We start from the raw sequence: 14,327 nt of genomic DNA, 5'->3' as shown, positions 1-14,327 counted from the left end.
GGTCAGTTGAGGCCGAGTTCTTCGTCGATCAGCGCGTACATCTCTTCGTCGGAGGCCGACATCAGCGCTTCCGGTCCGGCGGCGGGGCCGCCCGTCGCCGGGTCGCCGAGCTTCCACAGCAGGGCCTGCAGACGTCTGCCGAACCTGGCCCGTACGTCGCCGTCGAGTCCCGCGCCGAGCACGGCCTGCTCCAGCCGCTCCAGCTCGGCGAACAGCGGCGTCGTCCCGTTCGAGGCGGGTACGGCGATCACGGAGCGCAGGTGGCGGGCGAGGGCGGCCGGCGTGGGGTGGTCGAACAGCACCGTGGAGGGCAGCCGGAGCCCGGTGGCGGCGTTGAGCCGGTTGCGCAGTTCCACGGCGGTGAGCGAGTCGAACCCGAGATCGAGGAAGCCGCGGCCCGCGTCGACGCGGCCCGGCGTCCGGTGTCCGAGCACGGTGGCGATGTGCGACTTCACCAGGTCGGTGAGCGCGCTCTCGTGCTCGGTCTCGGGGAGCGCGGCGAGCCTGCGTACGAGGTCGTGGCCGGCCTCGTCGCCGGCCGCGTGCCGGGCACGCCGGCGCGCGGGCGCGACGAGGCCGCGAAGGACGGGCGGCGGGTCGCCCTGGATCGCGGCGGGGTCGAGCCGGGCGGGGATCTGGACGGGGAGGCCGGCGCGGATCGCGGCGTCGAAGAGCGCGAGCCCGTGTTCGTCGGACATGGGACGTATGCCGCGCCGGGCCAGCCTGGAGACGTCGGTCGTGTTCAGGTGTCCCGTCATCGAGCTCACCGACCGCCAGAATCCCCAGGCCAGTGACACCCCCGGCAGGCCCGCGGCCCGGCGGCGCGCCACGTACGCGTCCACGAACGCGTTCGCCGCCGCATAGCCCGCCTGCCCCGCGCTCCCCACCACACCGGCGACCGAGGAGAACGCGACGAACCACGCCACGTCGCCGGCCAGTTCCGCGACGTTCGCCAGGCCGTCCGCCTTCGGCCGCAGCACCCGATCCACGGCCGCGGCGTCCAGCGAGGTGACCAGCCCGTCGTCCACCACGCCGGCCGCGTGGATCACGCCGGTCAGCTCCACGCCCTCCAGCGCCTCCGCCAGCGCGGCCCGATCGGCCACGTCGCACGCGGCCACGCGAATGTCGGCGTCCAGGTCGTTCAGGCCCTCGGGCACGCGGCCCGATCGGGAGACCAGCAGCAGCTTCCGCACGCCGTACCGCGTCACCAGGTGGCGGGCGAGCAGCGTGCCCAGCGTGCCCGTCCCGCCGGTGATCAGCACGGTCTTGCCCGGGTCCAGCGGGCGTGGCATGCGCAGCACGACCTTGCCCACGTGCCCGGCCTGGCTCATCCAGCGCAGCGTCTCCCGCACCTGGGGCAGATCACGCACCGTCAGGGGCGGCAGCGAGAACGTCCCCGCCGCGAACAGCCCCATCACCCGTTCGAGCAGCCGGCCCAGCACATCCGGCCCCGCCTCGGTCGGGGTGAACGCCCGATACCGGATCCCGGGGAACGCCGCCGCGTCCCGGATGTCGGTCTTGCCCATCTCCAGGAACCGGCCGCCCGGCCGCACCATGCGCGCCGAGACGTCCACCAGCTCCCCGCTCAAGCAGTTCAGCACCACGTCCACCGGCCCCAGCGCCTCGAAGGCCGCCGACCGGGACGAGGCGATCTCCTCCTCCGCGAATCCCATCGAGCGCAGCACCGGCCACTTGGCCTCGCTGGCCGTCCCCACGACCCGCGCCCCCACCCAGCGTGCGATCTGCACCGCCGCCATGCCCACGCCGCCGGCGGCGGCATGCACCAGCACCCGTTCGCCCGCCCGCAAGCCCCCCAGCTCCACCAGGCCGTACATCGCGGTCACGAACGCCACCGGCACCGCGGCCGCCTGCTCGAAGGACCACCCGTCCGGCACCGCCGCCAGGACGCGCTCGTCCGCCACGCCCACCGGCCCGAACGCCTCGCTCACGAAGCCCATGACGCGGTCCCCCACCTTCCAGCGCGAGACGCCGGGCCCGGTCTCGATGACGACTCCCGCCGCCTCGCTGCCCATCCCGCGCTGGTCCGGCAGCACGTCGAGGCCGAGGATCACGTCCCGGAAGTTGACCCCGGCCGCCCGGACGGCCAGCCGCACCTGTCGCGGCTCCAGCGGCGCGCGGGGGCTGTCCACGATGCCGACGCCGTCCAGGCTCCCGCCGCCGCGGGTGTCGATCCGCCACTCGTCACCGTCCGGGGGCACCAGCGCGTCGGCCATCCCGGCCAGCCGGGGGCACAGCACCTCACCCCCGCGTACGGCCACCTCGGGCTCGTCGCCCAGGCGGTCCCACGGCACCGGGCCGTCATCGGCATCGACCAGCACGACACGGCCCGGGGCCTCCGCCGCCACCGACCGCATGAACCCCCACACCGCGGCCCCCACAGGATCGGCATCCGGGCACGCCACGGCGTTCCGCGTCACGACCACCAACCGCGTCGCGGCGAGGCGCGGCTCGGCCAGCCACCGCCGTACCCGCTCCAGCACGACGCCGAGGACCGCCCGTACGCCGGCGCGGGCGGGCGCCCGCATGACCAGGACGTCCGGCACGTCCGGCACGTTCACCACGTCGGCGAGATCGGGGACCCGCTGCGCGTCGAGCCCGTCCACGGGCTCTCCCACGACCATCCAGCGCCCGCCGAGCCCGCCCGCCGCGTCCGCCGGCGTCCAGTCCAGGCGGAACAGGGAGTCCCGCCAGTTCACCCCGGTCGCCGCCAGGTCCTGGGGCCGTACCGGACGGAGGGTCAGCGACTCCAGCGCCGCCAGCGGCCTGCCCGAGGCATCGGCGACGGCCACCGACACCGCACCCCCGGACGGCGTGATCCGCACCCGCGCCGCGGTCGCGCCGATGGCGGCGACGCTGAAGCCCGCCCACGCGTACGGCAGCCGCAGCTCGTCGAGCCCGCCGAGCAGCACCGCCTGCATGGCGGCGTCGAGCAGCGTCGGGTGCACCAGGAAGCCCGAGACGTCCTCGGAGACGGCGATCTCGGCGAAGACCTCCTCGCCGCGCCGCCAGGCCGCGGTCAATCCCTGGAAGGCCGGGCCGTAGTGGTAGCCCGCCTCGGCCACCCGGTCGTAGAAGCCGGTGACATCCACCGGCTCGGCCCCCTGCGGCGGCCATACGCTCACGTCGAACTCCGGCTCGTCACGGACGGGTTCGACCAGGCCCACCGCGTGGCAGACCCACTCGGCCGCCTCCTCGGTGCGGCCATGGACCTCCACCTCACGCGCGCCGTCGGCGTCCGGCTCGCGGAGCAGCACCTGCACCTGGACGCCGCCGTCGGCCGGGATCGTGAGGGGCGTGTGCAGGGTCAGCTCGGCGATACGGGTGCAGCCTGCCTCCTCCCCCGCGCGTAGGACCATCTCCGCCAGCGCCGCCCCCGGCAGCACCACCACACCGCCCACGGCGTGATCGGCCAGCCACGGATGCGTGGTCAGCGTGATCCGGCCGGTGAACACGACCTGCTCCCCACCGGCCGGCGTGACCTTCGCCCCCAGCAGGGGGTGATCCGCCCCATCGACTCCCAGCCCGGCCGCGTCCATGGCCGGTGAGCCGCGCAGCCAGTACCGCTCCCGCTGGAAGGGGTAGGTCGGCAGCTCGACCTGACGGGCGGGGGCCACGACGGTGCGCCAGTCCACCTCGATCCCGGCCGTGTGGGCGCGGGCGAGTGCCTCGACGAACCGGTGCGAGTCACGGCGCAGGGTCGGGATCACATGCGGGTGCTCGATCGCCTGGGTCAGGACCGGATGGGCGCTCACCTCCACGAACGCGTCGAACCCATCCCCGGTCAGGGCGCCGATCGCCTCGCCGAACCGCACGGGCCGGCGCAGGTTCGCATACCAGTACTCCGCGTCCAGCTCATCGCCCCGCATCCAGCCGCCGGTCACGGTGGACCACATCGGCAGCCCGGCCTGACGCGGGGTGATGTCCGCCAGCTCGGCCAGCAACCGATCCTGAATCGCCTCGACCTGCGCGCAGTGCGAGGCGTAGTCCACCCCGATCCGGCGCACCCGCTCATCGGTCAGCAGGTCATCCACCGCACCGGAGAGCACGATCTGCGCCGGACCGTTGACCGCGGCGATCTCCACCGCGCGACCCGCGATCAGCTTCTCGGCCTCCGCGAGTGGCATCCGCGCCACCGCCATGCCACCCTTACCGGACAGCACCTCGGCCACGGCACGGCTCCGGGCGACCACGACGCGGGCGGCGTCCTCCAGGGACAGCGCCCCGGCGACGCAGGCCGCGGCCACCTCTCCCTGCGAGTGGCCCACCACCGCTCGCGGCTCGACCCCGCACGCCCGCCACAGCCGGGCGAGAGAGACCATGACCGCGAACAGGACCGGCTGGACCACATCCACCCGCTCCAGCTCCGCACCCGACCGCAGAATCTCGGTCACAGGCAGGTCCAGGGCCTGCTCGCACTCCGCCATCGCCGCCGCGAACACCGGGGAGGCATCCAGCAGCCCGGCCGTCATCCCGGCCCACTGCCAGCCCTGCCCCGGGAACACGAACACGGCCTTGCCCGAACCGGCCGCCACCGGCTCCACACCGGCCAGACCGGCGAGCGCCGCTTCACGATCGGCGGCCAGCACCACCGCACGACGATCCAGCACCGGCCGCGACAACAACGACCACGCCACACCCGCCACCGGCTCCCGCGCCAGCACCCCCGCCACTCGCTCGGCGACCGCCCGCAGCCCGGCGTCGTCCCGGCCCGAGAGCACCAACGGGACCACATCACCGCGCAGCACCGGATCGGCCACCGGCACCGGCTCGGCCTCCGGCGCCTCCTCCACGATCACATGCGCGTTCGTCCCGCTGATCCCGAACGACGACACCCCCGCCCGGCGCGGACCCGCCGACTCCCACGCCCGCGCCTCGGTCAGCAACTCCACCGACCCCGCCGACCAGTCCACATGCGGCGTGGGCTCGTCCACGTGCAACGTCCTCGGCAGGACCCCGTGCCGCATCGCCATGACCATCTTGATCACACCGGCCACCCCGGCCGCAGCCTGGGCATGACCGATGTTCGACTTCACCGACCCCAGCCACAACGGCCGCTCCCGGCCCTGCCCGTAGGTGGCGAGCAACGCCTGCGCCTCGATCGGGTCACCCAGGGTCGTCCCCGTCCCATGGGCCTCCACCGCGTCCACATCCGACCCGGACAGGCCGGCGTTGGCGAGCGCCTGCCTGATGACCCGCTGCTGCGACGGGCCGTTCGGCGCGGTCAGGCCGTTCGACGCGCCGTCCTGATTGATCGCGGAACCGCGGATGACCGCCAGCACCCGGTGGCCGTTCCGCCGGGCGTCGGAGAGGCGTTCCAGCAGGAGGACGCCCGCGCCCTCGGCCCAGCCGGTGCCGTCCGCCGCCGCCGCGAACGACTTGCAGCGGCCGTCCGGGGCGAGGCCCTGCTGACGGGAGAAGGAGACGAAGGTGGCCGGGCCGGCCATCACCGTCACCCCGCCGGCCAGCGCCAAATGGCATTCGCCCGCCCGTAGCGACTGGCTCGCCAGGTGCAGTGCGACCAGCGACGACGAGCACGCCGTGTCCACCGTCACCGCCGGCCCCTCGAACCCGAACGTGTACGCCACCCGCCCCGAGACCACGCTCGCCGCGCCGCCGGTCACCACGTGGCCTTCGACGTCCTCGGGCACCTGGCCCACGGCGGGGGTGTAGTCGTGGTACATCACGCCCATGAAGACCCCGGCCGGGGTGCCCTTCGCGCCGCGGATGTCGATGCCCGCCCGCTCGAACACCTCCCAGGAGGTCTCCAGCAGCAGCCGCTGCTGCGGGTCCATCGCCAGCGCCTCACGCGGCGAGATGCCGAAGAAGTCCGCGTCGAACTCGGCCGCGTCGTACAGGAACCCGCCTTCGCGGGTGTGGCTCGTGCCCGGCCGGCCGGGGTCGGGGTGGAACAGCGCCGCGAGGTCCCAGCCACGGTCGGTGGGGAAGGCGCCGACGGCGTCCCCGCCGTCGGCGACCAGCCGCCACAGGTCCTCCGGCGAGGCCACTCCGCCCGGGTAGCGGCAGGCCATGCCGACGATCGCGATGGCGTCGTCGCCGCCGGCCGGTACGACCGCGGGCGTGTCGCCGTCGGCGGGCCGGACGAGCGTCTCGTACAGGGCATCGGCGAGCGCCACCGGCGTCGGGTGGTCGAAGACCAGTGTGGCGGGCAGCCTCCGGCCGGTGGCGGTGTTGAGGCGGTTGCGCAGTTCGACGGCGGTGAGCGAGTCGAGGCCGAGATCCTTGAACGCCCGCCCGGACTCGATCTCGCGGCCGTCGGCGCGGCCGAGGACGACCGCGGTGTGCGTGCGTACGAGATCGAGGAGGGCCTGGCGCCGCTCGGGGTCGGGCAGCTCGGCGAGCCGGGCCAGGAGGCCGGACGCGGTGCCGATGCCGGAGCCGGTTCTCGGCGCGGCGGAGGTGTCCACCAGCCCGCGCAGCAGCGCCGGCGTCTCGCCCGCGCGGGCCTGACGGCGTAGCACCGCGAAGTCCACCCGGGTCGGTACGGCCAGCGCCCGGCCCTGGCCGAGGACGGCGGCGTCGTAGAGCGCGAGCCCTTCCTCGGCGGAGACGGCCCCGAGCCCGGTACGCCGCATCCGGGCCCGGCCCGCGTCGTCAAGGTGCCCGGACATCGCGGAGCGCGGCTCCCACAGCCCCCACGCCAGCGAGATGGCCGGGAGGCCGCGGGCACGGCGGTGGTGCGCGAGCGCGTCGAGGAAGGCGTTGGCGGCGGCGTACCCGGCCTGTCCCGCGTTGCCGAGAACGCCGGACGCCGATGAGAACAGGTGGAAGAACGCCAGGTCGTCGCCCATGGTCAGCTCATGCAGGTGGACGGCGGCGTCGAGCTTCGGCCGGAGCACCCGGTCGAGCCGTTCCCGGCTCTGCGATCCCGCGAGCCCGTCGTCCACCACTCCGGCGGCGTGCACGACCCCGGACAGCGGGCGCTCGGCGCGTATCCGGTCGAGCAGCGCGGCGAGCTCGTCCCGGTCGGCCACGTCGCAGGCGGCGATCGTGACGCCGGCGCCGAGTTCGGTCAGGTCGGCAAGGAGCCGTTCGGCCCCCGGCGCGTCCATGCCCCGGCGTCCGGTGAGGACGAGGTGCCGGACTCCGTGCGCGGTGACGAGATGCCGGGCGAGCAGCCCGCCCAGGGTTCCGGTGCCGCCGGTCACCAGGACGGCGCCATCGGGTCGCGGCGCCTCACCCGTCCCCGGCTCGATCCGGGCCAGCCGGGGGACGAGCAGGTCGCCGGAGCGTACGGCGATCTGCGGTTCGCCGGTCGCCACCGCGCCGGCCACGTCCGCGGGATGCCCGTCGATGTCCAGCAGTGTGAACCGGCCGGGCCGCTCGGACTGCGCCGACCGGATGAACCCCCAGATCGGGGCATGGACGAGGTCCGCCACGCCGGCGTCCGGACCGGCCGCCACCGCGCCCCGGGTCACCAGGACGAGCCTGGAGGACTCGAACCGCTCATCGGCCAGCCACGCGCGAACCAGGTCGTTGACCCGGTGCACGGCGGCCCGCGCGTCCTCGGCGAGACCGGCGGAGCCGGGTCCGGGCAGGACGGGCACGAGCACGACGTCGGGCGTCCAGGTGAGTTCGCCGAGCTCCGCACAGCGCGTCTCCACGCTCACGCCCGCCAGGCTGCCGTCACCGTCGCGATAACCGTCGCCGAGGAGCGCCCAGCGTCCACTTGCGCGGGCCGGCTCGACCCGGGTCCAGTCCACGCCGTACAGGTGCTGTGCCACGGCCGCCCGCATCGCCGTCTCGCGCATTTCGAGCGACTTCAGCACCGCCAGCGGTCGGCCCGCCGCGTCCGCGACTGCCATCTCGGCCGTGTTCGCACCGGTCGGCGTGACCCGTACGCGTGCGGCCGTCGCGCCGGAGGCGAAGATGCTCAGGCCGGTCCAGGCGAACGGCAGCCGTAACCCGTCGAGCCCGCCGAGCAGCACCGCCTGCACCGCGGCGTCCAGCAACGCCGGATGCATCAGGAAGCCGGTGGCGTCCTCGGCGACGGCGATCTCGGCGTGGATCTCGCCGCCGCGCCGCCAGGCCGCCCGTATCCCCTGGAAGGCCGGGCCATACTGGTAGCCGGTTCCGGCCGCGCGATCGTAGAAGTCCGTGACATCGATCGGCTCGGCATCCGGGGGCGGCCACACGCCCAGCTCGAAATCGGGCTCACCGCGGGCGGGTTCGACCACGCCCACCGCGTGGCGCACCCACTCGGCCTCCTCCTCGCCGCGGGCGTGCACCAGCACCTCCCGCGCCCCGTCCTGACCGGGTTCCCGGAGCAGCACCTGCACCTGCACGCCGCCATCGGCGGGGATCGCGAGCGGGGTGTGCAGGGTCAGCTCGGCCACCTGGCCGCACCCGGCCTCCTCCCCCGCCCGTGCGACCATCTCCGCCAGGGCCGCGCCCGGCAGCACCACCGCACCGCCCACCGCGTGGTCCCCCAGCCAGGGATGCGCGGTCAGGGTGATCCGGCCGGTGAACACGACCTGGTCGCCGCCGGCCAGCGCCACCCGCGCCCCGAGCAACGGGTGATCCGCCCGGTCCACGCCCAGCCCGGCCGCGTCCGCGGCCGGCGAGCCGCGCAGCCAGTAGCGCTCCCGCTGGAACGGGTACGGCGGCAGCTCGACCTGGCGGGCGGGCGGGACGACGGTGCGCCAGTCCACCTCGATCCCGGCGCCATGGGCGCGGGCCAGCGCCTCGATGAACCGGTCCGAGTCACGGCGCAGGGTCGGGATCACATGCGGGTGCTCGATCGCCTGTGCCAGGACCGGATGCGCGCTCACCTCCACGAACGCGTCGAAGCCATCCCCGGTCAGGGCCTCGATCGCCTCGCCGAACCGCACGGGGCGGCGCAGGTTGGCATACCAGTACGCCGCGTCCAGCTCACCGCCGCCTACCCAGCCGCCGGTCACCGTGGACCACATCGGCAGCCCGGCCTGACGTGGGGTGATGTCCGCCAGCTCGGCCAGGAGCCGGTCCCGGATCGCCTCCACCTGGGCGCAGTGTGAGGCGTAGTCCACGCCGATCCGGCGCACCCGCTCATCTGTCACGAGGCCATCCACCGCGCCGGAGAGCACGATCTGTGCCGGGCCGTTGACCGCTGCGATCTCCACCTCACGGCCCGCGATCAGCTTCTCCGCCTCGGCCAAGGGCATCCGCGCCACCGCCATACCGCCCCGGCCGGACAGGACCTCGGCCACGGCCCGGCTGCGCGCCACCACCACCCGGGCGGCGTCCTCCAGCGACAACGCCCCGGCCACGCACGCGGCGGCCACCTCTCCTTGCGAGTGCCCCACCACGGCCTTCGGCTCCACGCCGCACGCCCGCCACAACCGGGCGAGGGAGACCATGACCGCGAACAGGACCGGCTGGACCACATCCACCCGCTCCAGCTCGGTCCCCGAGCGCAGGATCTCGGTCACGGGCACGCCCAACGCCCGCTCACACTCGGCCATCGCCTCGGCGAACACCGGGGAGGAGTCCAGCAGCCCGGAGGTCATCCCCGCCCACTGCCAGCCCTGCCCGGGGAACACGAACACCGCTTTCCCGGCCCCAGGAGCCACCGGCTCCACACCGGCCAGACCGGCGAGCGCCGCGTCACGACCGGCCGCCAGCACCACGGCCCGCCGATCCAGCACCGGCCGCGACAACAACGACCATGCCACGTCCGATAGCGACTGCGCGGCCAGCACGTCCCCGATCTGCCCGGCCACGGCACGCAGCCCGGCGTCGTCCCGCCCCGAGAGCACCAACGGCACCACATCACCGCGCAGCACCGGCTCGGCCACCGGCACCGGCCCGACCTCTGGCGCCTCCTCCACGATCACATGCGCGTTCGTCCCGCTGATCCCGAACGACGACACCCCCGCCCGGCGCGGACCCGCCGACTCCCACGCCCGGGCCTCGGTCAGCAGCTCCACAGCGCCCGCCGACCAGTCCACATGCGGGCTCGGCTCGTCCACGTGCAACGTCTTCGGCAGGACCCCGTGCCGCATCGCCATGACCATCTTGATCACACCCGCCACCCCGGCGGCGGCCTGGGCGTGACCGATGTTGGACTTCACCGACCCCAGCCACAGCGGCCGTTCCCGGCCCTGCCCGTAGGTGGTGAGCAACGCCTGCGCCTCGATCGGGTCGCCGAGCCTCGTCCCGGTGCCGTGCGCCTCCACCGCGTCCACGTCCGACGCCGACAGCCCGGCGTTGGCGAGTGCCTGCCGTACCACGCGCTGCTGGGCCAGGCCGTTCGGCGCGGTCAGGCCGTTGGAGGCGCCGTCCTGGTTGATCGCCGAGCCGCGGACCACGGCCAGCACGCGATGGCCGTTGCGGCGCGCGTCCGACAGGCGTTCCACCAGCAGCACGCCGACGCCCTCGGCCCAGCCGGTGCCGTCGGCCGCGGCGGCGAAGGGCTTGCAGCGGCCGTCGGGGGCCAGGCCGCGCTGGCGGCTCATCTCGATGAACATGCCGGGGGTGGACATGACGGTGACGCCGCCCGCGAGGGCGAGCGAGCACTCGCCGGCGCGCAGCGACTGGCAGGCGAGGTGGAGCGCGACCAGCGACGCCGAGCAGGCGGTGTCCACGGTCACGGCCGGGCCCTCGAAGCCGAAGGTGTAGGCGATGCGGCCGGAGGCGACGCTGGGGGTCGTGCCGGTGAGGACGTATCCGGTGGCGGCGTCGTGGCCCTCGTGCATGCGGGGGCCGTACTCCTGGGAGGTCGCGCCGACGAAGACGCCCACGCGGCCGCCGCGCAGCCCCGCCGGGTCCACGCCCGCGTGCTGGAGGCAGTCGAAGGAGGTCTCCAGGAGCAGCCGCTGCTGCGGGTCCATCGCCAGCGCCTCGCGCGGGGAGATGCCGAAGAAGCCGGCGTCGAAGCCGGCGGCCCCGTCGAGGAAGCCTCCGGTGCGGACGGACGCGGTGCCCGGCCGGGCGAGCTCGGGGTCGTACAGGTCCGCGAGGTCCCAGCCGCGGTCCCGGGGGAACCCGGTGATCGCGTCCGTGCCGTCGGCGACGAGCCGCCACAGGTCCTCGGGTGAGGCCACGCCGCCGGGGAAGCGGCAGGCCATGCCGACGATGGCGATCGGGTCGGCGCCGGGTCCGGTCTCGGCCCGCGGGCCTGTGCCGGGGGCGGCGTCGCCGAGGAACAGCTCGCGCAGGCGGGCCGTCAGGGCCTCGGGGGTCGGGTGGTCGAACAGGATCGTGTCGGGCAGGGCGAGGCCGGTCGCGGCGGCGAGCCGGTCGCGGAGTTCCACCGCGCCCATGGAGTCCAGGCCGAGGTCGCGGAAGGTGCGGTGGGTCTCGACCGCGCCGGGCGACTCGTGTCCGAGCACCGTGGCCAGTCGCAGGCCGATCTCCTCCCGGACGGCGGGCCAGCGCTCGGCCGGGGTCGCGGCGGGCGCGGGCGGCGGTTCCGGGGACGGCTCGGGCGGCGGCGGGGTCTCGTCCGTCTCGGGGACGGGTTCGCCGGTGGCGGGTGACGGCGTGCCGTCCAGCCAGCAGCGGCGGCGCTGGAACGGATACGTGGGCAGGCTGACCCGGCGGGCGCCGTCGCCGTCGAAGAGGGCGGGCCAGTGGACAGGCGTGCCGCCGGCGTGCAGCTCGGCGACGGCGGCCAGGATCGTGGCCTCCTCGGCGCGTCCGCGCCGCATCAGCGGCAGGAAGCGCGGGCCGCGCCGGGTCACGCTCTCGCGGGCGGCGGTGCTGAGCACGGCGTCGGGTCCCACCTCGACGTACGCGCCGATGCCGGCGGCTTCGAGCCGCCGGACGCCGTCGTGGAAGCGCACGGCGTGGCGGACGTGCCTGACCCAGTAGCCGGGTGTGGTGATCTCGTCGCCGGCGAGCTCGCCGGTGAGGTTGGAGACGACGGGGACGCGCGGCGGGGCGAACGTCAGCGTCTCGGCGAGCCGCCGGAACTCGCCGAGCATCGGGTCCACGTGGGGCGAGTGGGAGGCGACGCTGATGCGCAGCCGGCGGGTCTTGCGCCCGCGCGCCCGCCACTCCTGGACGACCTCGGCCACCGCGTCCTCGTCGCCGGAGACGACGAGGGAGGACGGGCCGTTGATCGCGCCGATGACGACGCGGTCCTCGCGGCCGGCGAGGGCGGCCAGCATCTCGTCCTCGCCGGCCTGGACGGCGGCCATGGCGCCGGTCCCGGGCAGGTCCTGCATCAGCCGGCCGCGTGCCGACACCAGGGCGCAGGCGTCCGGGAGGGTGAGGACGCCGGCGGCGTGCGCGGCGGCGAGCTCGCCGACGGAGTGCCCGATCAGCAGGCCGGGTTCGACGCCCCATGCGCTGATGAGCCGGAACAGCGCGACTTCCAGGGCGAACAGCGCGGGCTGCGTGTACGCGGTCTCGTCCAGCAGGGCGGCTTCGGCGGTGCCGGGCTCGCTCCACATGGCCTCGCGGACGAGCGGGTCGAGGTGGCCGAGCACGTCGTCCAGCGCCTCGGCGAACACCGGGAAGCGTTCGTACGCCTCCCGGCCCATGCCCGGCCGCTGGGCGCCCTGGCCGGTGAACATCATCGCCAGCGGGGGCCGTCCGGCGGCGTGGCCCGTCACCAGGCCGGTGTCGCCCCTGCCCTCGGCCAGGGCGTCCAGCGCGCGGCGCAGCCCGTCCCGGTCGCGGGCGGTGACGACGGCGCGGTGGCCGAACGCGGTGCGGCCGGTGGCGAGCGAGTACGCGATGTCGGCGTCGCGCTCGCCGCCCGTCTCGGCGTCCAGCGCCCGGGACAGGGCGGCGGCCTGGGCGCGCAGGGCGTCCTCGGTGCGCGCGGAGAGGGGGAAGAGGCGCCGTGCGGCGGGGGCCTCGGCCGGGGCGGGGGCGGGCGGCGCCTCGGCCAGGACGAGGTGGCAGTTGGTGCCGCCCATGCCGATGGAGCTCACGCCCGCGACGAGCGGCGCCGCGGGGTCGGGCCACGGGGTGAGCGCGGTCTGCACGCGCAGGTTGAGCTCGCCGAGCGGGATGTCGGGGGGCGGGGTGCGGAAGTTGAGGCTGGGGGGCAGTTCCCGGTTCCGGATGGACAGGATGACCTTCAGCAGCCCGGCGACGCCGGCGGCGCCCTCCAGGTGGCCGAGGTTGGTCTTGACCGATCCGACGCGGAGCGGCGAGCCGGGGGGCCGCTCCGCCCCGAGCACGGCGCCGAGCGCGGCGGCCTCCACGGGGTCGCCGGCCCTGGTGCCCGCGCCGTGCAGTTCGACGTACTGGACGGCGGCGGGGGCGATCCCGGCGCGCCGGTAGGCGAGGCGCAGCACGTCGCGCTGCCCGGCGGGGTCGGGGACGGTGAGGCCGTCGCCGCCGCCGTCGTTGTTGACGGCGCCGCCGTGGATCAGGCAGTAGACGGGGTCGCCGTCGGCCATGGCGTCGGCGAGCCGTTTGAGCACGACGACGGCGCCGCCCTCACCGCGTACGAAGCCGTTGGCGCGCTCGTCGAAGGTGTGGCAGCGGCGGTCGGGGGACAGGACGCCGAAGCGGTCCAGCATGAGCGTGCCGGCGGAGCCGAGGTTGAGGTTGACGCCTCCGGCCAATGCGAGGTCGCTCTCGCCCCGGCGCAGCGCGTCGGCGGCGAGGTGGACCGCCACCAGGGACGAGGACTGGCCGGTGTCCAGGGTGATGCTCGGCCCGCGCAGGCCCAGGGTGTAGGAGACGCGGTTGGCGATGACGCCGCGGCTGAGGCCGGTCACGGTGTGCCGGGTGAGGTGGGCGGGGCCGCGTTCCTGCTGGAGGCGGGCGTAGTCGTCCGAGATCGCGCCGATGACGACGCCGGTGCGGGTGCCGGCGAGCGCGGCGGCGACGAGGCCCGCGTCCTCCAGCGCCTCCCAGGCCAGCTCCAGGACCAGGCGCTGCTGGGGGTCCATGGCGGCGGCCTCTCGCGGTGAGATGCCGAAGAAGTCGGGGTCGAACAGGTCGGCGGAGTCCAGCCAGCCGGCCGGGCCGGGGTCGTCCGGCTGGTCGGGGGTGCGGCGGGAGGGCGGCATGGGGCCGATCGCGTCGCGGCCGTCGCGCAGCAGCCGCCACAGGTCCGCGGGCGTTGCGGCTCCGGGGAGGCGGCAGCTCACCCCCACGACGGCGATGGGCGGCTCTTCCGGGCTGGGTGGGCCTAACTGAGAGGAGTTATCCGTGGTATATCCACTCATAGTCGCTTAGATCACACGCCTTCTTCACCCGAGAATGCGACGCAGCCGTCACGACCGACCTATCGCCTCGCACGATATGAGCCGCCCAGGGCAGGCGTAACCCCTAAGGGTCCGGCCCTCCCCCCTTGGCCGTTGAGGCCCCCGGGGACGCCTGCCGTCATCGCGACGGGAGAA

General features: G+C 75.0%; 1 protein-coding gene. It reads right to left on the bottom strand.

Annotation, left to right across the window (positions count from 1 at the left end; genetic code table 11):
• Nucleotides 1-2 precede the first annotated feature (2 nt).
• A complete protein-coding gene (locus HNP84_RS53995; protein ID WP_185054425.1) occupies nucleotides 3-14,153 on the bottom strand; it encodes a type I polyketide synthase in 14,151 nt (4,716 codons plus the stop codon).
• Nucleotides 14,154-14,327 lie beyond the last annotated feature (174 nt).

This window comes from Thermocatellispora tengchongensis, from assembly GCF_014202315.1.
GTDB classification, from domain to species: domain Bacteria; phylum Actinomycetota; class Actinomycetes; order Streptosporangiales; family Streptosporangiaceae; genus Thermocatellispora; species Thermocatellispora tengchongensis.
The sequence above is the reverse complement of the archived record's forward strand: the minus strand, read 5'-3'. Positions and strand labels throughout refer to the sequence as shown.

What these genes read in the sequence shown, in the direction of transcription:
- HNP84_RS53995 (WP_185054425.1), bottom strand. Translation starts at nt 14,153, where the DNA reads ATGAGTGGATATACCACGGATAACTCCTCTCAGTTAGGCCCACCCAGC.